Raw genomic sequence first — 20,854 nt, forward strand, 5'->3', positions numbered from 1 at the left:
AGTACGTAGAATTCCCGAAACTTAAAATTCACAAATTCCCTAAAAATCCCAAATACCATACCAACGTATTATAAAACGTTGCTGGTCTTTTTCAATTTGAAATCCCCCTTAAAACATAATATAAGCCTTTCTACAGCAACGTTTCCCAAGTATTAGGACGTTATTCTCGATACTCACATAGGTCATAGGCGTACAGTAGTGAACCTATGACCGGTTCTGGTTCGAAAATGTTAGTTAGAAACATAGAGTAGCAATTTCCTCTTCATTTCTATCTTATGAAGCTAAGCCAAACAATTTATGAATAAATTGTTTCTGGTTTTGGACAGACTTATCCGGTAAAACAAGTTGCCCTTTTTTCATCATATACATGGCTTCAACACCACTCAATATAGAGATTGCTGTTTTAAATGTAGTGTAGTGCTTTGGAAATAAACTATAATTACCAAACATAGACAAAATCCCTGATTTCGATCAAAAACAGGGATTTTGGGCATTTTAATGGACTTAGGGGAAATGAATAAACTAATGTTGTTTATTCGAGAAAAGCACCCATTACTTAAAGAAGATCATGTTGATATTTCTATCTAATAGGGGAAGTGACAGGGTTGCTGTCATAGACCGCAAAGTAAAAGCACAGAGAGTTCTGTGCTTTTACTGTTATAAGCTGTTTTCTTTATTCCGCAATCTGGTCGCTAGCTGAATAAATTGGTTATATAATTTCCGTTGAAAAATAAGATTAAGTCTCCAATTGCCCCAATACAAAAAAATATAAAATAATAACTTGCAATTGTCACCTTTTTGTTAAATAGTTCCTTGAGTGCTTGAATAAATAACTCGTCAAACTTAAACCAACTTAATATCCAACCAGTTAAAAGAAAACTTATAATCATCATTTCCTTTTTCTGCCCCCTGTTATATGAACCTTTTAGTAAATACATCTTTTCTGTTTATTGATTTCTTAAATCTTTTGCACAACAACAGCTTTTGAAAACGGAAATGTATAAAAAAATTGCTTTATTTCAATGCGATTGGAAACTGAATTCAATATTTGAATGTATTCAGCAGTTTTACTGAAATCAGAAATGACTAATCGACCATTTGGGCTTAAAACTCGCCACATTTCAAGAATCGCCTTCCTTCTTCCTTCTACACTTTTAATGTTATGGACTACGAAGTTTGAAACAACAACATCGAAACTTCCGTCCGAAAATGGAAGTTCCCGAGCGTCAGCATCCACGATGTCGATTTCTGCCACACTTTCAGCAACCATATTAGCTTGTAGTTTATCTTTTCCATTCCCTCCCAAATCCCATTTTGACCAAACATCAGTGGCTGTCACCCTACAACCCCTTTGAGATGCGGAAATAGCTAAAAGTCCACGACCTGTTCCCACATCAAGAAGTTCATCACCTGATTTAGCTTGTGCAAGGCTCAAAATCACCTCTCTGTGTGCGATTTTGATTGTTGTTGAGTATGTAAACATCCATAGGCCCGTCACAAGACAAATCAAACCATAGCCCAATACTAACCCATTGACTGAACCAAACACACCCAATAACGTAAATACCATCCCGATAATAATTAAAAAGGCAACCCAAAATGGAGCGTCAACCCCATATCGCATGGTAATTTTCATTTATCTTGACATCCTTTCCTACCCTGCATACGAAAAGCACTACATCCCAATATCTATCCCAACATAAAACTGATAAAACTTACGAGTATCTTGAGCTTTATCATCCGAATGATTCCCATAACTAGAAGGAGTAATCGTATTTTCCATGATTTCCTCTCCGAACAGTAAGCAGTATGATTATATCTGACCATCCAAGTTTCTGTTAGAGCTTAGGCCCAATGTAGCATGTTAGGATTATATCGCCAGATATTTAATCTCAGATTTAACAAAAGAGTCTAGACTCACTAGCTCCATACATTTTTAGAGTTTCAACTGCACACTATTCACTATATTTATTTTAAACTTTCTCTATATAATCTAATAAATAGGAGTATTCGACATTAACCATAATATTCCTTTTTTAAAAAAGGCCCTGTCGAATTGACAGGGCTATTCATTATTGTATATTAAACTTAATGTGCAGTGCCATCTTTCTAATTGAATGGAGTGCCTCACATCAATATTAGAGGTCTATGAATAATAGCCCCAGTCCAGTTAATGGTCGGAATCACCTAAAGATCATTGCACAATTTTATAATATCGCATCTAGTAAAATTAATAAACCAATGTCCTCAAACAACTTTCAAAGTTTCTATAAGAGAACTCACGTTTAATTCAAAGGTACATTGGTTCTTCTTAAATTATATATTAATTATTTTCCTTATTCATTATTATGCATCTTACAATTATAAATTATGGACTTAATTTAGTAGCATGTAGTTCATTAAAATAGTACTTATATTTCTTTAAACACTACAGAAACGACTTTAATCCTAACATAGAACGAACTCGCCTTTTAATAAACCGGTGGTCTTGTTCCACTATATTATTGAGATATTTAACTTGCCTTAATTGTATGCCTTCAGGCATATGTTTCTCTTCTTTTAACTCTTCAATCGCTACAGGATAGGCAGGGTTCTTATCTACTGTTATCACGCGAGTTTTAGAAACATACGAAAAAGCCAAGGCTTTTTTGAAAAAGCGCTTGGCTGCTTGTTTATCTCTTGATTTACTTAGATAAAAATCAATTGTATACCCTTCTGAATCGACTGCACCGTATAAGTACATCCATTGACCTTTTACTTTGATATATGTTTCATCGACTCTCCATGAGTCATTTGTTGATTTAAGATGATGTCGTACTTTCTCTTCTAATTGAGATCCATATTGATGAACCCAGCGCATAATCGTTATGTGAGCAATTGATAATCCTCTTTCCTCCATCATTTCCACCAGGTTACGGAAGCTCAAATTGTACCGTAGGTACCACCTTACTGTTAATAAGATTAGTTCAGGCTGATAATGCTTCCATTTAAACAAATTTTCCTTTTCCATACTGATCACACACCTTTTTTAGAGTCATACTATCAGTATGTCCAAGTTTTATAGATTCATTGTAATTATCCTGAAGTTTTTGCACCAGAACCCTTAAAAAGGCAAGAAAAAAGTGGAAGGTAAAAGGAATTCTCTTACATAGTGATCAAGGGTTCCAATACACATCCCGTCAATATAATCAGTTACTAAAAAAATATCAAATGAAGGCTAGTATGTCTCGAAAGGGAAATTGTTGGGACAACGCTTGTATAGAAAATTTCTTCAGTCACTTTAAGTCAGAGTGTTTTCATTTATACTCTTTCCGCAAGGCTGATGAGGTTAAAGTTACCGTGCGGAAATATATGCACTTTTATAATCACCAAAGATTTCAAAAGAAATTAAATAACCTGAGTCCATATAAATATAGAACTCAGGTTGCTTAGTTGTGCTTTTTGAATACTGTCTACTTGACAGGGGTCACTTCAAACTTGGGGACTCTTTTGATATATTTACAGGGATTATCTTTGCTATTAAATTAAATCTTACTCTCTATTGCAGTTGTCTTGTTCTGATGAACATTTGAAATATTTTTGGTCATCAAACTGACTATTACTAAAACTACAATATTCACAAATAAAGCAATAATTCCTTCATTCAAATCTTTAATTACGTGAGGAAAATCAGGAAATATTTTACCAATATTGAGATTTCCTAAGTCCATAATTGAGACTAACAATCCACCTGTGATAATCCCAGCAAACGCCCCTTGTTTAGTCACAAAGTTCTTTCTCATCAAACTCGCAAAAAATGCTGGAGCGAGTTGTGTAATGAAATTATAAGCAATTAGAGCTAGACTAAACAGGGTATTTCCCCCTTTAAAGGTCAAGTAAATTCCGACAAGAGAAATAAAAGGAACTAAGTATTTTACCAATTTGCCAAGCTGATTTTCCGTTACAGATGGATTAAATACTTGATATATATTTTTGGCAAGCAATGTTGATATTGCCATTAATAATAATGAACTTGGTACTAGTGCTGCTAACACTCCCGCTCCACCAATTAAACCAACAAACCACGGATCAAAAGCTTGTTTAGAAAGCTGCAGCAAAATAGAATCAATATCACTACCTTTTAAACCTGGCATCCTCAAGATTGCAGCAAATCCGACGAAAAAGGCAAATAGTAAAATCAATTGGTACATTGGCATTAAAACTGCATTTTTTCGTAAAGCTTTTTCACTTGATGCAGCAAAAATAGGTGAAAAACCATGTGGCCACATATAAAATCCAATAGAACTTAATATTACCGTCGATATATACCATGATATACTCATTCCTTGTTCAGGCAGTATGGTAAAGTTCGGTTTTATTTTTTCAATAGCCTCAAACATAGGTTGAATTCCTCCGTAGTAATGAATAGGAAAATAAATTCCTAAAAATACGACAATGCCAAGAATCAGAATATCCTTTAAAATCGATGTTTGAGCAGAGCCATGAATACCGGAAACCATCACAAAAATAGTTACCCCTATCGCACCAAACCAAATGGCTGTTGTAGAAGGTATGACACCATAAGATGTTGCAGAAACTATATATCCTAGTCCCTTCAATTGCAGAACTAAATAGCATGTACAAGCTATAACACCAATAACTGCAACAAGTACTCCAAGATAAGGACTTTGATATTTTTTCACAAAAAAGTCCGATTGTGAAACTAAATTATGTTTCTTTGCATACCTCCAAATAGCAGGAAATGTCCAGTAGGAGATTACTGTTGCTAGACAACCATATGTTATGATACTAAAGATGGAGCCTCCCTCTCCATAAGCTGAACCACTTGCCCCTAAAAAGGTAAAGGTAGTATACATTTCGCCTGCAGACAGAAGGAAAATTAACAGAGCCCCCATCCCGCGACCTCCAACCGACCATTGCTCTAAATTCATTTCTTGTCCTTTTTTAGCTCGAATACTAATCAAAATAGGGATGACGAAAAAACATAAAATGAATACTACGGCAATATTCATCTTGAATCCCCTTTCTGATTAATGGGATCTATTATATATATAATTGCTAAGATAACTGTGGTTATAAGTGACCATAGTACAATCCAAAAGTGAAAAAATGGCATTCCAAAAACATAAGGAGTTACCTTATTTGTAAACAAAGCCCCTACAATAAACCCCAAAAATGGAATACAACTAAGCCAATGTATGATTTTCATACTTTTATCCCCCTAATATGCTAGGTTTAACATCTTATAAGTACCGTGGACAAATAACTGCACTCCATGTTGTAAAGCCTGTTCATCAATGGTAAATTTCGGATGATGGTGAGGATAGATAATTCCTTTTTCTTCATTACGAGCCCCTATGAAAATATAAGATGCTGGAGTCATATGTTGATAGGCAGAGAAATCTTCACTCCCCATAATTGGTTTTAAAATCTCTCGATTTTCTTCACTAAATATTTCACATACTGTCTCATCCATCAATCTTGTTACTTCTTCATCATTTATAGTCGGAGCATAGCCAAACTGATAATTGAATTCATATGTAGCTCCATGTGCTTCTGTAATTCCTTTTACTATTCGTTCGATAAATGTTGGAACCTTTTCCCTCAGTTCTGGATTAAAACTTCTAACAGATCCCCCAATGCTTATCCTATCTGGGATAACATTAATCGCACCTCCCGCATTAAACTGAGTCACTGAAATTACAAGAGTTTCCTGAGCGTCTCGATATCTCGAAACAATGTGTTGGAGATTGGTAACAATCTGAGTCCCAATTAAAATGGGGTCAATGGTTAATTCAGGTTGCGATGCGTGTCCTCCTTTACCCAAAACCGTAATATTAAAAGTATCTGCTCCAGCCATCATTGGACCGTAACTCAACCCAATTTTCCCCAAAGGAAGCGCCGACGAAAGATGACTTCCAATAATCATATCTACTCCATTTAGTACACCAGCTTGCACTAGCTCTTGAGCACCACCAGGTGGGAGTTCTTCCGCGTGTTGAAATATAAAACGCACCTCCCCTTTAATTTGGCTTTTCAGCTGTGTAAGAACCCATGCCGTACCCAGTAGCATTGCTGTATGTCCATCGTGTCCACAAGCATGCATTACACCTGTCTTCTTGGACACAAAGTCAAAATCATTCTCCTCTACAATTGGAAGCGCATCCATATCTGCTCGTAATGCAATTACCTTTCCTGGTTGATTACCAATTAAACGGGCCATAACACTTGTTTTTGTCGGACGTGAAATTTCTAAATTACCAAAAGTTTGTAACGTTTCAAAAACAAATTGTGCAGTATTTTCTTCTTGAAATGATAGTTCAGGATATTTGTGTAAATGCCTCCTCCATCTAACAACTTCGCCTTGAATATTTTCGATTAAATTATGAATCCTTTCTATTTGAGACACATATTTCAACTCCTTTTTAATTAAAAGTACCTTAGAAATTTTATTTTCGGTTCATTTAAGGAAAAAATTCCTTAAATGAAGTATATTAGTTCTTTTATTAAATTTCAATATTTTCAGAAAAAATAAATATTATATTAATTACACAAAATAAATAAGCACCCACAATGGATGCTTATAACAATCGATAAACTTTACTAGGTCTTCCACGTGTAGCATAGGTCTCTTGACCGATACATTGTACCAAATCAACTTCACACATATCCGTGACAATGCGTCTCACATTACGTTCTGTCATCTCAAGATGCGCCGCCAACTCCTTTGTTGTGAAGCAATTCCATTTCATTTTATCTATAAGGGCCGATATTTTTTTGTACGTTTTCACACTGATATTCCCTTTTTTTAACTTCTCTAAAAGGACTTCACTATGGGTACGACTAGTAAAACATAATTCTTTTTTATCACCCGGCGATTCAACGATTTTACCATCATCTTGAACAATTACAATTCCACGCTTCTTCATTCCCCTAGAGTGTTGAATTGCACGAAAAGCATTAATTTCTGCCGAATATGCAGTCTCACCAAAACCAATTCCAACGGCAACGGTTGTATCTGCTTCAAACGCTAATTTTTGAACAGTATCTTGTAACATCTGTATTTCTCTTTCAATTGCACCGCGAGAACTAAAAACCATATATCTACCGTTTCCCTTATCTGAAAAAGATCCGTTAATTGTTTCACCGAGCTGAATCAATATTTCTTTCAATCTAATCTCCAAATATTGCAAATGATATGGAGTCTTCATTTCCTCCGCTACTTTATTAAAATACTCGACTTCAATGATTTCGACACCAATTTGTGCATCTTTAAAATAGGAGGCTTTTACTTTCTCAGAAAGTATTCTGAGCGTCTGTCGTATTTCCATCTTACTCATCGACATCCTGTAAGATGGAATTCCATGCTCTCTTAGGGAATCACATACTGATGGGAAACAAGTTAAGACTCCCGCTGTTTTTCCTTTTTTCCATAAATCCATGTGAAAATTCAATAAATCATCCATATCAATATCCAAATCAAATACTTTCGTATAAATTTGTGGTTTCTTTATATGTAACTGTGATAAAGCTTCTTCACTAATATTGTTTAAAGACATAGTATCGATACTTAGTTTCTCAATAATTCTCCCTTGCTCATAGATCATTTCTAAAAGAGATTTATATAAACCTGATTCTGTAGCAGGAACATAAACCATTATTTTATCTGTGCCTATATATTTTTTTGCAATTTCATAGGGAAGCGGTCCTGAAAAAAGCCATGCATGAACATGGGTGGCGTGTTCAATTACAATTTTCTCTATCTCTTCTATTTGTTCATAGGTATAAGAGATAAATTCCAACTCGTGTTTGTATTCTTCTACCATGCCTGAAATTTGATCTATAGAAGTTTTTAGACCAACTAATCCGATTTTATACATACTATATTCACTGCCTTTATTATATATAATATACTCTCATAGGCTGTAATTCACATTTTCTAGGATACATATAGTATACTAGAAATCCTAGACTTACGCTTACCAAACATTTATCTTTCACCTAAAGTAAACGTTTGATTATTTTTTAGTAGTCCTTATTTAATTAAAGCCCTTCGTCAGTTTAAAATGTTTAACCAATTTATACATTTATATAATCTTAGCTTAATGGGCATGGCGTGCTACCCCTATAATGTAATCAGAATTTTTGTGATAGACGGATTCACGAATACACAAAAATAGGAAGAATAATAATGAGTAATTACTAATAATACAGATTATATGAACGAAAAGCCCTTTCAGTTCTTAAAACGTACCTTTTGTAAAGGACATTAAAAAAGCCTAGGTAGCTCGAAGAAGATGATTTCCGTATTGTAGTATTATCCCCTCATAGTATACAGTTGAAAGAAAGTTACTGTACTGTTTATTATGGAGGGGATTTTTCGATTGATTTTAAAGTAAACAAAAAATAACTTTAAAATCAACTTTTATTGTATATTTTGGAGTTACTTTACGCTTACCCTCAGACCAGAGATGTAAACATCAAATAATCCCCATCCTTTTGCATAGGTGGGGATTATTTGACGCTTACTTATATAACTAGAAATGTATATATTATGCGATAAAAGAGGCTAGAGACTTAACAAGTCTTTAGCCTTTTTTGTTATCGAAAAGAGCAAATGTCATATCTGCTTCACAAACAATTTCATTATCTATTGTAGCAATAGCATGGGCTTTGGCAAATAAACGACGAACACGTGTCATTTCTACTTCTAAACGTAGCTGATCACCGGGACGAACTTGTTTTTTGAATCGGCAATTATCAATACCAGTCAAAAAACCAATGTTTCCACGGTTTTCTTCTTTCATGAGCATAATAAATGCACTTACTTGCGCTAAAGCTTCTACAATTAAGACGCCTGGCATGACTGGATAGTCAGGAAAGTGACCGTTAAAGAATTCTTCATTAGCTGTAACATTTTTAATCGCAACTGCGCGTTTGCCTTCTTCTACTTCAATAATACGATCTATCAGTAAAAAAGGATAACGCTGCGGAATAATCTCTTTAATTTGTTGAATATCAAGCATAACTCTCTCTCCTTTGTTATTCTTACATAATCACGATTATTTATAGATAGATTAAACTATAATTTCCTTAATAATTTGGATAATCTCTTTCGGATCTTTTCTATACATAATTTTCTTTATAATCTAGAATTTTCTTTGTAAGATTATGCTTCAATCTATATCTCCCCCTCTACCTAATATTTTATCACAAGATAATAGTATCAGGTAATAAAAATAAAAGAATTTTTTATAGCACAGAAGTTCATTTTTATCGTTTTGGGGGCAACCTGTTTTGTTAGGTTGATAGTCATAGGGTACCGTCAGGAAAATACGGATTTACAACGATAAGTCCATTGGTTCTGGTGCGAAAACTTCAAGATAATTGCAAGTAATCTCTAAATCTTGGATATACTGATATTATCACTCTAAAAAAGGTGCGTGATTAGTATGGAAAAGCGAAATTTATTCAAGTGGAAGCATTATCATCATGATATTATTTTGCAAACAGTAAGATGGTACCTACGGTACAACTTGAGCTTTCGTGATTTGGTAGAAATGATGGAGGAACGGGGCTTATCCGTTGCTCATACAACGATTATGCGTTGGGTTCATCAGTATGGTCCTGAATTAGACAAAAGAATCCGTCGTCATCTCAAGCAAGCCAATGACTCTTGGAGAGTCGATGAAACATATATCAAAGTAAAAAGTCAATGGATGTACCTGTATCGTGCTGTCGATTCGAAAGGAAGTACCATCGATTTTTACCTAAGCAAAGCAAGAAACCACAAGGCTGCAAAGCGATTCTTCAAGAAAGCTTTGCAGTCTTTTCATATTTCAGAGCCTCGTGTCGTGACAGTCGATAAGAATCCAGCTTATCCTATAGCAGTTGAAGAATTGAGAAAAGAAAAAAAGATGCCATTAGGCATCCAACTAAGGCAAGTGAAATATCTCAATAACATAGTGGAACAAGATCATCGGTTTATTAAAAAGCGAGTTCGTTCGATGTTAGGATTGAAATCCTTTCGCACAGCTACATCCATTATTTCTGGAATAGAAGCTATGCATATGGTAAAAAAAGGGCAACTTGTTTTACTGGACAAGTCTGTCCAAAATCAAGTGAGGTTCATCCATCAACTATTTGGAATTGCTGCTTAAGACTAGATTCCACTAGGGAACTTTTCGCCTCTTTATATCTTTCCTAAGTATTTGCACCAGAACCTTATATAATCCATTAAATGATTCCATAGTTACCAAAACAATTCACAATTATTCAGGTGTACAATTTAAATGATTCACTTGGACAAAAGGGAATGGGAAGAAATAAAAACTAATAAGGACGTGTAAAAATGAATCACAATAAAGTACCATTTGGAAAGAAAAAAGGCCTACTTTACTAGTCGTAGATATTAATTGCTTGTCTTCTATGGAAATTGATCACCTATTGTATGTACTTAACGAACAAGCAACTAAATATACGTATGATAATACAACCTTATATGACATTAGAACATTCCATCTAGCAGATAAATTAACAAAACAGCAAACCTTTTCAAATATCGAATTAGGAATTCTAAACAGTTTACTTATAAACAGGGACCTACCGTATAAAGAACGAAAAGAATTAGGAGGTATTGTTTTGCTAAGTGAAATTAAAAAGTAGAACAACCCCAACGAATTTATTTACAAATTAACACAAGAGGGATTTCATTTAGTTGAAAATATTGCCTATGTAAGGGTAAATAGCGAAATAGAATGTGATTAAAAAACCTGTATTTTCATACGATAGGTTATAAAAATACATAGTAAGAAATTAACCATTGATTATTCAAATAAAAAATCCCCCGTATCATTAAACAGATACGGGGGATTTTTTTATCGTTGATTCTCTATATTTCCATACGTTTCATATAACTTATGCTGTACCATCTCACTGTTAATAAAATAATATCAGGATCATAATGCTTCCACTTGAACAACTGTTTTGTTTCCATACCGATTACAAGCCTTTGTAGAGTAGTATTATCAGTATGTCCAAGTTTGATAGATTTTTTGCACCAGAACCATTTTCCTTATACTTTTTTAATAATCCTATTAAGTTTTTTGTAAAATTCACCTTTGGTTTTTACATGATTAAACTGATTCGGATTAATATTAGCTTTTTGAGAGAGTGCTACAATCTCTTCTTTTGTAATTGAATCTTTAGTATTTATAGATGCTATATTTGTATATTTTCCATCTTCTGTTTTTGGAATTTCTAAAATTCCTTTATTTACAAGATCCACTACAGCCTTATGCTCTGAAGAATGTGTATCTACACCAGTAATTTTCCAATTATGCATAACTTTTGGCATGTATACACCATTCTTTACCTCTTTTAAATATGTAATAGCAAGGTTACGAATGGTTCCACCTGTTTCTCCGAATGCATTCTCTTGTTTAGATGACCAAATTTGTTCAAACTTACGCCCCTCTAAAGCTCCCCCTTTTGCCTGAAGAGCCTCCATTCTATATGCATTCATTCCCAGCGTCATAACATCGCTCATTTTGATTGGTTTATTTGTACGAATAGAGCGTAAATTTGTAATTCTACTTCCATATGGTTTTGTTAAGTCAATTTCGTATTTTACGCCTCCAAAGAAATCGTTCGTACTGTATTTAGACGCACGGCGGTTTTTATCAAAGCTAACTGTTACATCTCCGGCACGAGATGAGTTAAAATATCCTGCTGCCCATTCCATATAGTCTTTTAAATCTTTTCCAGTTATCTTATATACTGTAATTTCTCCCAAGGCATATTGGTAATTGTACGCAATATCTTTTTTCTTAATAGGACCTATATCCAAACGGGCATAATCATTATCAATTTGATGGGCTACTACATCTGCCTTGCTGTAGTAAAGCATGACTTCATGAAAGAAATCTGATAAAGGTGTCTCTTGAATCTGCACACTTGGAATACCCTTTATTTCATTTTCAGGAACAAGGTTCCTACCCTTTAATTGAGCGACTACAACATTTGCATCTCCTCTCGCATACTCGTGAAAAGGTGTTAATGTTTCTTCAAGTGTAGGATCAGATAATACTGTTGTTCCATCAGCATTTTTTACAGGTATAGCGGTAGCAGTTTTATCTTTTAAAACCAGCTTTCCATCTTGCTTTGTAAAAGTAAGGTCAATACGTGAGATATGTGTTCCATATTTATCTGGTTCTGTAATAATTACGCCATTTACAACTTCTTTTTTTACAAGTTTATGCATATGAGCTGCAAAAATAGCGCTAAGTTCCGGGCAAGCATTCGCAATATCTTGAACCCCAGTACCAGGGATGCCATTCTCATTTTCGAGGCCCATATGCATAACTCCTACCATTACATCTACTTTACCTTCTAATTCTTTAATTGCCTTTTTTGTCTCTTCTACTGGATTTTTCACCACTAAACCATCCAAATGATCTGTCCCTTTTTCAAAATCACTAATCATTGGTGTATTCATGCCAATAATCCCGACTTTAATTCCATCTTTTTCAACAATCGTATATGCAGGAAGAAAACGCTCTCCATTTTCCTTGTAAATATTTCCTGCTAACGTCTTTCCTTTATATTGCTCACTAACTTTTTTCAATGTATCTAATCCAAAGTTGAATTCATGATTTCCAAATGCCCAAGCATCATATCCCATTGCATTCATCGCTACCATCATTGGCGATTGTGGCTTATCATTGAATAATTCTACTGAGTTTCCTTGAATCGTGTCCCCGGCATCCACTAATATGGTATTTGGATTTTCTTGACGTACCTTCTTTATAACCGTATAAAGCTGCGTTAAACTTCCACTCATATTTGCACCATCAAGAGCATAATCCCAAGGCATAAATCTACCATGAATATCTGCAGTACCCAACAATGTAATATTAACATCAGATTCCTCAGCTTTAGAGATAGCTGGTTTGACTGTTATCGCTGTTCCAAGTAGCATAAGAATAACAAAATAACATACATAGTTCTTCCATTTCATTTTTTGCATAATAACAATATTTCTCCCCTTTTTGTACTGTCATAAAGTTGTTTGAACTTTAAAAATGTAACTTATTATTCAGAAAACTTCAACTGCAAAAGATAATTTTGGAGGTGTTTCTGTTGCAAAAATAAAATAAAAGAGAATAAAGTGCATATATCCCTAACAGAATTGTAATTTATTATCCATCTCGATAAGAAGTTACACAAGTCAATCTGAGAGTTCGTTCTTCTAGGGCAAAGCCACTACTTGTTAATTCTGTACAAAAAAATAGAGCAAGGATTTCTCCCTGCTCCTGTTAGTTCTTTATTAAAGAGATCAACCTCCAGTCTTTCCATCTGCCATAGTTTTCACTAGAGTAGTAGTTTGTTGCTTATCTACTGAAGTATGTACTCCAAGTGTTAGTGTCAAAATTGTTACAATTCCCACTAAACTAAGTATTGCTTTCTTCATTTTAAGGAGCGGTCTTATTTATCTCCGCATTAATAAAGAAGAAAAAGACAATATTCTAGATATCTTTTGTATTTAATTTAACTATCATGATTAATCTTGATAAATATTTAATTGTATTGACTTTAAAAGGAAATAAGTGTATTTTTGTGTTAGGTAAATTATTTTTACCTATGGCAACTTTAGAGTTATAAATCCCTCATAAAAGTATTTAAAAGTAATTCAAGGTTTATGTCATGGTATTCCTCTGTAGCTCCCGATACTATCTCGGGGGCTACTCCCGTTTTTCAAGTTAACATAGCGCTATTTAATAATACTACAAACAAAAAAATGAATTTTTAAATAACACAGTTTCCCTTAAGGAGATGTTTTATATGAAAAATAAAAATCTAAAACAAACAATTAACCATTTTAAAACAAATGCACGAGTTTCTGCAGAAGAATTATCAAAAATACTGGCAGATGATCACTCACTAACAACAGAAAACTTACTAATTTTAGGTGTTGATATACATGTATTATCATCGAAATGTGTATTAACTATCTACAAAATTTTTAATGAAACAAAAGGAATAAAAACTATACGTAGTTCTATTTGGGGAAAAAGAGATAATAATTGGAGGTTATTTTTTTATCAAGAAACAAAAATGTATTAAGGATAACTATTTATGATTAGAAACTATACTCATTGTTTTATTTCACTAAGCACATTATATATTTCATGCAGGTCTACCACCCATATTTCAGCGAAAATATACACAAATAAATTCCAACACTAATTTCTCACCTCTATTAAGTTTACATAACACCACATTATCAGTAGTAAAATTCAGGTCTTTTTGGTACCAAGATATACAGTTATAATGGTACCTAACCTTTAATTTGAACAAATCTAAATTTCCCTTTACATATAATTATTCAAGTAATTCAGAGCAACTCTGAATTACTTGAATAAATCAAAATCACGCTACTCATTTAAAATCGAAAATCCAATTCCCTTATGGAATTGGATTTTCGATTTTAAATAAAGTTTTTATCTCTTTTTCTTACCAAAAAATATGCAGTGATCCACGAAGTAATAGGAATAACCAAAGCTATACCGATTCCGGCACAAAATATAGTTATCATTTCGGCACTAAATAATTTTGAATTTACAACTTCCCCAATTGAATAGGATAACTCTTTAAACCACAAAAACAATGCTAGATAGCCTCCAACTAAGGCGAAAAATAATGTATTCGTATTTGTCCCTAATATATCCTTCCCAATACTTATTCCAAATGCAAATAGATCTTTCCTACTGATTAATGGATTATGAATTAATCTTTCTCTCATTGGAGATGCAATAGAAATAGCGACATCAGTAATCGCACCTATTGTACTCATAATAATTACAGCAGCTCCAATTTTAATAAAATCTACTCCAATATGAAGGGAAAATATGCTAAGCTCATCTATTTCTTCTTTACCAAATCCTTGAATCATAGTCTTTTTTGTCACTATAACAATAAAAAAGAATAAAATCGAAATAGTGATAATAGTAGAAATAAATGCCGCTATTGTTTTTAGGTTCATTTCATTAATATAAAATAGAGTAATACCACTAATTATCGTACATGCAATCATGGATATAACAATTGGGTTGACACTCGGATCTAACATAAAAAGTATAGTCAGAAAGATTACACCAAAGTTTAGAAATAAAACAATAAAAGATCGTACTCCTTTTTTTCCACCAATGAGGGTCATCAATATAAATAAAATGGCTGCCAGTAATACTAACACATTCATAATCTTGCCTTCTTTCGATTAATAAAAAAGATGGTTATATATAGACCTATCGGAATCGTTAACACAATTCCGATGCCACCTGCTAAAGCTCGAGTTAATTCCAAAGAAAGGTTCATAGAAAGTGTAAAGGGTAATGGGTACTCATTCTTCAAATACAAAATAATCATCGGAATAGAACCGCTTATGTACGCAAAAAATAAAATGTTCGTCATCGATCCCATAATATCTTTTCCAATATCCATACCCGACATTTTTAGCACCTTTATTGAGATGTTATTATCTTCTTCATATAAACCAAAGATAGAAGAAGACATTGTAATAGCTACATCCATTACAGCTCCTAAAGATCCAATTAATAGGCCTGCCATAAACACCTCTTTATAAGGCCTAGTTAAAAATTGCATTTCTTCATATCGAAGTCCTTTTTCAGCAGTTAACCATAGTGTAAGATAGGTAATTAAAAATGAAATAAAAGTTCCTAATAAAGTGGAAAAAATAGCTGCAAATGTTTTCTCATTAAAACCATTAACGAGTAATAAAGATATAAATGTAAATAAAATGACACTTACACTGCATATTAATAACAAATTGCTATTTAACGTATGCAAGTAAACATCTAATGCGTATGATAATAAAACAGCATTAATTGCCAAACTTATAATAGAAAAAAAACCTTGCCTTTTTCCAATGAAAAGTAAAACGAAGACAAAAATCCATCCAATAAGTAAAACGTATTTATCACGTTTTACATCTGTTATGTCTCCAGTTAGGTTTACGCTTTTTTCTGTGTTCTTATGAATTGAAACAAACAATTCATCTCCAACATAATATTCTTGATCATAACCTCCAGATGATGAATATTTATTAACTAAATGGATAAGTTGTCCTTTTTCTTTTCCGTTTTTCAATTGAGCCATTATACTCTGAGTGTATATCTTCTCAAGATTCTGTCCCCCATCTGAACTTTCAGATGAATATTCTAATTTAGTTTTAATAACCTTCACTATAGGACGTTCATAATATGAATAATTGTGATTAACAAAAATAATTGAAACAGAAAAGCAAAGTAGTAATATGGTATAAAGAAAAATTTGTTTCCGAGTTATTCTTTTTAATTTATTTAGTATAGTATCCAAAAAAACCTCCAATTATTTAATAGGGAAAAATACATAAAAATTTAAAATATATTGATTACAGGTGTCTTCAGAGCAAAAAAATTGTCTAAAAACATTACGAAAAGACAAGTTTAGGATAATTAATCACATTTCAAAAGATTATTTCCAAAACTCATACCATTTCTTATCTTAACTTGCAGCAATCACCTTTTTTATTTCCTATATTTCCCTTATTGTTTGCATGAGCATTTCATCACGTACTTGGTTCTTCGCCATGTCTTCGCTAGTATTCGTCGATATCAGTGTCTGGGATTCCTGTATTGTTTGTATAGTGCTCAATAACTTTGATTCTCTTTGTATAAATTGCTGATTTTATTCAATTATTCGTTTTGTTAATTCCTAAAGCAACTCATTTTGTTTTTCAATAACTTCTTTTTGATCTTGAATCATCGTTTGTAGCGTTAAAATCAGGTTCTTCATAGTGCTCAATTTCATGTTGATCCAATGGCAACACCTCAATACCTTGATGCCATGATACAATTTGCTATGTAGCATTTTCTAGTTTCATATCTGTATCGCTCTTTAAGTTTATAACCTTACGGATTACATCAATTTCTCTTTACTTCCTATGCCCACGTTCGTTTTTTATGAAAGTGTAACCTTCTTTTTCCAACACGTCTGCATACTTACGTAATGTAGATGATTGGATACCTAATTGCTCCGCCACGTCACTAGGACTATAAAGCGTCTTCATAGCGTTTCAACTCAAAAATATATTCGCTATAGCAATAATATACCCTTTTTCCTATTAATTCACGTATCAATTGTTTTCATTTTTAACTTTCATACTCTTCAAGTCGGTAATGTATTTAGTTCTTATTACAGTCCTAATCTTAGGGACACATATCGATTTTAAAATCAATTACTCATTACTTTTTGATAACAACATCAAAATCTTTTTTATTTATACAAAATTTTATGCAAAAAAATAACGAGGATTCCTAGAATCCCCGCTATATCAACCATGTATAAAATCCTGTATATTGATTTTGCATACGCGGAAACAAAAACCTAGTAAAAATAAGGATTCTATCAAAATCTTTGCTACCGATAATAGGACGTTATGTTAAACTCACATGAATATCTATTTATAACTATTTTTTATGATTTTACCTTTTGCTCTAAAGATATCGCCTTTTTTTCTCACCTACATACCAATAAACATATTTTTACTATTAGGACCCCAATTTTCTCCCATAAAACCTGACATTCCCTCTAAGTTAACGAAGCATGGGAGCACAGTATACATTACCCCCTGCATTGCATTCATTCTAAAAGTTATAGCAAATCTCATTTTTGAATTATCAACGGGTGCTATCATTCCCATATCTGGACGTATAGCATTTTCTGCTGTAAGTGCCTCTCTCATTCCTACACTAGCAATACCAACTGGACCCATATTACTTCTAATCCAATAATTCGAAACATTTGTTGCAGATGTCAAATCAGTTGGTTTATCATAAGTCATTAAAATTTGATTAGAAGAAATTTGTCTAGCCTCAAGAAGTATTGGGTGAGCAATCATTTGTCGAGGATAATAAGTTAACATGATATTCCTCCATTGTTTTTAAAAATAGGTAAATTACCTAGATGATATATGCAGAATTCTAATTTGGATCCGTAATAAAAAATTCAGTCAATACCCTCAAAATTCTTTCAATAAAGAGGTAGTACACCATACCTAGGGATAGCACGCACATTTTAACGTTTTTATACGCTAAGGTATTCTCAAAACTCAATAACATAATTTGAATTGAGATTTTGATTTAAAGACAGATTTCGAGACATTATTTAAGCTTTTTTTGGCATCTTTTATATTGAAGTTTATTTATCTCAAACACCTACGTTTTTAAGATTGGTGATGTCGCTTAGAGTAGTAAAATCAAAGTTTTTTCATGTCGAAATTTGCTTAGCCTATAGTTTCGTTAAAATGTGAGTGGGACCCAATCAAGACAAAAAACTCAATAAATACAAGGATTCTCGTAAAACCTTGCTACCGATAATAATTTAATAGTGCACAAGTATAAATCACATAAAATCCAACTACGGAAATAGGTGGTTTTTTTATACAAAAGAAAAGACACCCTCATGAGTGCCTCTTTTTCTAGTATCCGAATCCGCCACCGCCGCCCCAACAACTACATCCAATGATTATTAACAGGATGAATAGAACGATCAGTAAAGCGAATCCGCCACCAAAACCACCGCAAGAACCGCCGTAACTCATATTTTCCCCTCCTTTAATTAGGAGACAGAACAATGGGTAAGTTGCCATTTTAATGGATTCACTTTACTTTATGTTTTTATGAACAAAATGAGCAGGTCCGTTTAGAAATAAAGAAAAGATACTCCAAGGTGCCTTCCTCTGAGTTGAACCGCTTTAATTTTAATAATATGTATATGGACTCCTCCCCCCTAAGTAACAAAAAAGCTCATTTTCACCTGAAGATGTCAATTTTCTCGTTTTGGGGTATTTGCTTTTCTTAGCTTGATGGTGATGTGGGGTTATCCCTCAAACGAATAATAAAGAAGCATATATACATTTTGTAGGTGTAAATCCTAATTATCGTAAGCTTGGTTTAGCTAAAAAATGTGCTCAACTTTCTTTGAGAATGTAAAAAATTTTGGGTGCGATAAGGTTAAATGTATTACGACCCCTATTAATGAAGGTTCCATTAAATTTCATCGAGCAATGGGGGTTGATGTGAATTTAGTGGAAAATTATGCTGGTGAGAATCTTGATAGAATTGTTTTCAATAAAGAAATTTAAGGGGCAATTATATTTTACTGCCTTTCGAATTAAACAACTTTATTATTTTTCAAAGGACTTTAAAGTTACTAAACACTTAAGAAATCAACAATCATTTTCTTTTCACGCTCTGACATCATATGCATGTGTCCGCACCCTTTTAGCATATGCGCCGTGTTATTTGGTATGATTCTTTTTGCTCTTGGTAATACTTTTTTCGCTGGAAATAAACAGTCTTTTTCTCCTGCCATAATAAGTGTCGGTGCTTTACACTGTTGCATTAATTTCCCGCTCACATTGGATGGCATCCCTACTTTTGTTTTTACATGATCAAAACTATCTTTCACCATATCCAAAGTATCTTTATCAAGAATTTCTTCTTTAATATCCATAAATAAAGCTGTTTCTTTTATATATTTTTCTTTCTTTGTTAGTTTATATTTAAGTAGTGGTATCATTATTTTCACAGTACTGATTGGAAAGGCATTGTTAATACCTGATGGCACAATTAATACAGATTTTTTTACTTTTTCCGGTCCGGCACACATCAGTTTTGCCAAAACTCCCCCTCCAAACGAAACCCCAAAACAAGCTATTTTATCAAATCCAAGCCCTGTAATAACGTCACTTGCCCACTTACCATAATCATAATTGCTAGGAGAGAGATTAACTTCATCACTTTTACCAGGATGGCCAATAATATCAACCGCATAGATGTGAAAATCTTTAAGCAGGAATCTGTACATTAGTAAATTATAGGCAGTCGTACTATTCCCACCATGAAATACTAACAATGGTTCACCCGATAGATTGCCAGTTTCAATGATATGTGTTCTTCCAAAACGAGTATGAACGTAAACATCCTTACATGAATTATCCAATTTTTCCAACTGAGCATCATAAAGCTTTAGTGACATTTCTCTTCCAGATTGTGTTTTGTATATACCCATATAGTCCTCTCTTATATCTATTTTAGCATCATTTAATTAGAAAAATATTCTTCTTGCTCTAATAAATGTTCCCATTCTTCAAGCGCTAGTTTTTTTGATATGCCCTTTAACCTTTCAGGTACATCAATAAAACACATTAATTCCAAGCTGTTGCCATCAAGATCATTAAAATAAACAGAAGCAATTCCTTGATTAGGTCTAACAAATGGTTCTACTGAATCTCTTCCACCGAATGGGATTGCTTCAATATTATAATTAATATCGTATTTTAACTTTTATTGATCGTACTGAGGCTGATTTGTAACTTGCATAATCCCAATTCCGCCGTCTTGCGCTATGATTAGCTGGCCGTTTCCATCAAATTGTTTCCATCCACTATCTTGTGTAGCTACAGATTTTACAACTTCAGGAGGAATATTTGCTTTTAATGCTGTGTTCGTTAGTAAGCAATTCATGTGCTAACGAGAGGGATTTTGATTCGGATTAATTTCACCATATGGTCCACACGAAGTTGCTGCAGAAACTTCTTCATGAGACCAACAGAAAATCATGAAGCAAGCCAATGCCCCTGTTCTTAGTAAGTGTAATTTTATTCCGTCATTCTCCAATCTATTTAATTTAATAGTTACATAGCACATTTTATCATGATATATTGCCAATATTCTACAATTTAGAAATCTATCATTTTTTAGTGTTTGCTCGCAAACAAAAAAGAACGCCA

Annotated in this window: 19 protein-coding genes and 5 pseudogenes; 5 read left to right on the forward strand and 19 right to left on the reverse strand. The window is 33.3% G+C overall.

Going from position 1 to position 20,854, the window contains the following annotated elements; all coding sequences use genetic code 11:
• Positions 1 to 273: 273 nt before the first annotated feature.
• From FT637_RS20845 to FT637_RS20855, 3 genes and pseudogenes are all read right to left on the reverse strand, one after another.
• A pseudogene (locus FT637_RS20845) lies at positions 274 to 417 on the reverse strand (IS6 family transposase); the annotation flags it as partial.
• Between the two features lie 541 nt (positions 418 to 958).
• Positions 959 to 1,636 (reverse strand): class I SAM-dependent methyltransferase, encoded by a 678-nt coding sequence (locus FT637_RS20850; RefSeq protein ID WP_193647916.1) that lies wholly within the window; start codon positions 1,634 to 1,636, stop codon positions 959 to 961.
• A gap of 798 nt (positions 1,637 to 2,434) precedes the next feature.
• A pseudogene (locus tag FT637_RS20855) lies at positions 2,435 to 3,010 on the reverse strand (IS6 family transposase); the annotation flags it as partial.
• Between the two features lie 92 nt (positions 3,011 to 3,102).
• On the opposite strand from FT637_RS20855, the pseudogene FT637_RS30660 reads away from it, so the two are divergent.
• Positions 3,103 to 3,432 (forward strand): annotated as a pseudogene (locus FT637_RS30660) (IS3 family transposase); the annotation flags it as partial.
• A 92-nt stretch (positions 3,433 to 3,524) separates the two neighbouring features.
• Here the strand turns inward: FT637_RS30660 and FT637_RS20865 are convergent.
• From FT637_RS20865 to fabZ, 5 genes are all read right to left on the reverse strand, one after another.
• A complete protein-coding gene (locus FT637_RS20865; RefSeq protein ID WP_193647917.1) occupies positions 3,525 to 5,012 on the reverse strand; it encodes a sodium:solute symporter family protein in 1,488 nt (495 codons plus the stop codon).
• The gene (locus FT637_RS20870) at positions 5,009 to 5,209 is read right to left on the reverse strand and encodes a DUF3311 domain-containing protein (RefSeq protein WP_193647918.1); all 201 of its coding nucleotides are present in this window, start codon (positions 5,207 to 5,209) and stop codon (positions 5,009 to 5,011) included. Before FT637_RS20870 ends, FT637_RS20865 begins: the two co-directional genes overlap by 4 nt.
• A 12-nt stretch (positions 5,210 to 5,221) precedes the next feature.
• Positions 5,222 to 6,409, reverse strand: coding sequence for a M20 family metallopeptidase (locus FT637_RS20875; protein ID WP_319805958.1), 1,188 nt, complete (start codon positions 6,407 to 6,409; stop codon positions 5,222 to 5,224).
• 172 nt (positions 6,410 to 6,581) lie between these two features.
• Positions 6,582 to 7,880 carry a hypothetical protein gene (locus FT637_RS20880; protein ID WP_193647919.1) on the reverse strand — a complete coding sequence of 433 codons (1,299 nt, stop codon included), beginning with the start codon at positions 7,878 to 7,880 and terminating at the stop codon, positions 6,582 to 6,584.
• Positions 7,881 to 8,588: 708 nt separating this feature from the next.
• Positions 8,589 to 9,026 (reverse strand): 3-hydroxyacyl-ACP dehydratase FabZ, encoded by a 438-nt coding sequence (fabZ, locus tag FT637_RS20885; protein ID WP_193647920.1) that lies wholly within the window; start codon positions 9,024 to 9,026, stop codon positions 8,589 to 8,591.
• Between the two features lie 426 nt (positions 9,027 to 9,452).
• Here fabZ and FT637_RS20890 point away from each other — a divergent pair, with 426 nt between their 5' ends.
• Together FT637_RS20890 and FT637_RS29995 are read left to right on the forward strand one after the other, a co-directional pair.
• Complete coding sequence (locus tag FT637_RS20890) at positions 9,453 to 10,160, forward strand: IS6 family transposase (RefSeq protein ID WP_193647921.1); 708 nt, start codon at positions 9,453 to 9,455, stop codon at positions 10,158 to 10,160.
• 268 nt (positions 10,161 to 10,428) lie between these two features.
• Positions 10,429 to 10,665: a hypothetical protein gene (locus FT637_RS29995; RefSeq protein ID WP_227493892.1), complete on the forward strand. Its 237-nt coding sequence runs from the start codon at positions 10,429 to 10,431 to the stop codon at positions 10,663 to 10,665.
• 259 nt (positions 10,666 to 10,924) lie between these two features.
• On the opposite strand, the pseudogene FT637_RS30000 reads toward FT637_RS29995, so the two are convergent.
• From FT637_RS30000 to FT637_RS30340, 3 genes and pseudogenes are all read right to left on the reverse strand, one after another.
• Positions 10,925 to 10,996, reverse strand: a pseudogene (locus FT637_RS30000) (IS6 family transposase); the annotation flags it as partial.
• A 78-nt stretch (positions 10,997 to 11,074) separates the two neighbouring features.
• Positions 11,075 to 13,027, reverse strand: coding sequence for a bifunctional metallophosphatase/5'-nucleotidase (locus FT637_RS20900; protein ID WP_193647922.1), 1,953 nt, complete (start codon positions 13,025 to 13,027; stop codon positions 11,075 to 11,077).
• 309 nt (positions 13,028 to 13,336) lie between these two features.
• Positions 13,337 to 13,471 carry a hypothetical protein gene (locus FT637_RS30340; protein WP_264675741.1) on the reverse strand — a complete coding sequence of 45 codons (135 nt, stop codon included), beginning with the start codon at positions 13,469 to 13,471 and terminating at the stop codon, positions 13,337 to 13,339.
• A gap of 371 nt (positions 13,472 to 13,842) precedes the next feature.
• On the opposite strand from FT637_RS30340, the gene FT637_RS20905 reads away from it, so the two are divergent.
• Positions 13,843 to 14,124 (forward strand): DUF4440 domain-containing protein, encoded by a 282-nt coding sequence (locus FT637_RS20905; protein ID WP_193647923.1) that lies wholly within the window; start codon positions 13,843 to 13,845, stop codon positions 14,122 to 14,124.
• A 364-nt stretch (positions 14,125 to 14,488) separates the two neighbouring features.
• Here FT637_RS20905 and FT637_RS20910 read toward each other — a convergent pair whose 3' ends face one another.
• The 5 genes and pseudogenes from FT637_RS20910 to FT637_RS20930 form a co-directional block, all read right to left on the reverse strand.
• Positions 14,489 to 15,259, reverse strand: a complete 771-nt coding sequence (locus tag FT637_RS20910) for a YibE/F family protein (RefSeq protein ID WP_193647924.1) — start codon at positions 15,257 to 15,259, stop codon at positions 14,489 to 14,491.
• A complete protein-coding gene (locus FT637_RS20915; protein ID WP_193647925.1) occupies positions 15,256 to 16,395 on the reverse strand; it encodes a YibE/F family protein in 1,140 nt (379 codons plus the stop codon). Before FT637_RS20915 ends, FT637_RS20910 begins: the two co-directional genes overlap by 4 nt.
• A gap of 198 nt (positions 16,396 to 16,593) precedes the next feature.
• Positions 16,594 to 17,128, reverse strand: a pseudogene (locus FT637_RS20920) (DNA-binding protein).
• A 453-nt stretch (positions 17,129 to 17,581) separates the two neighbouring features.
• Positions 17,582 to 17,983, reverse strand: coding sequence for a hypothetical protein (locus FT637_RS20925; RefSeq protein WP_193647926.1), 402 nt, complete (start codon positions 17,981 to 17,983; stop codon positions 17,582 to 17,584).
• 555 nt (positions 17,984 to 18,538) lie between these two features.
• On the reverse strand, positions 18,539 to 18,661 hold the full coding sequence (locus FT637_RS20930; protein ID WP_098387487.1) for a YjcZ family sporulation protein: 123 nt from the start codon (positions 18,659 to 18,661) through the stop codon (positions 18,539 to 18,541).
• Positions 18,662 to 18,941: 280 nt separating this feature from the next.
• Here FT637_RS20930 and FT637_RS30665 point away from each other — a divergent pair, with 280 nt between their 5' ends.
• Complete coding sequence (locus FT637_RS30665; RefSeq protein WP_193647980.1) at positions 18,942 to 19,052, forward strand: GNAT family N-acetyltransferase; 111 nt, start codon at positions 18,942 to 18,944, stop codon at positions 19,050 to 19,052.
• 220 nt (positions 19,053 to 19,272) lie between these two features.
• Here FT637_RS30665 and FT637_RS20940 read toward each other — a convergent pair whose 3' ends face one another.
• The 3 genes from FT637_RS20940 to FT637_RS30010 all read right to left on the reverse strand — a co-directional run bounded on the left by FT637_RS20940 (position 19,273) and on the right by FT637_RS30010 (position 20,771).
• Positions 19,273 to 20,133, reverse strand: a complete 861-nt coding sequence (locus FT637_RS20940; RefSeq protein ID WP_193647927.1) for an alpha/beta fold hydrolase — start codon at positions 20,131 to 20,133, stop codon at positions 19,273 to 19,275.
• A gap of 275 nt (positions 20,134 to 20,408) precedes the next feature.
• Positions 20,409 to 20,588 carry a hypothetical protein gene (locus FT637_RS30005; protein WP_227493893.1) on the reverse strand — a complete coding sequence of 60 codons (180 nt, stop codon included), beginning with the start codon at positions 20,586 to 20,588 and terminating at the stop codon, positions 20,409 to 20,411.
• A gap of 3 nt (positions 20,589 to 20,591) precedes the next feature.
• Positions 20,592 to 20,771 (reverse strand): hypothetical protein, encoded by a 180-nt coding sequence (locus tag FT637_RS30010; protein WP_227493894.1) that lies wholly within the window; start codon positions 20,769 to 20,771, stop codon positions 20,592 to 20,594.
• Positions 20,772 to 20,854: the final 83 nt, after the last annotated feature.

It is taken from the genome of Bacillus cereus, from assembly GCF_015071065.1.
Classification (GTDB): domain Bacteria; phylum Bacillota; class Bacilli; order Bacillales; family Bacillaceae_G; genus Bacillus_A; species Bacillus_A cereus_BA.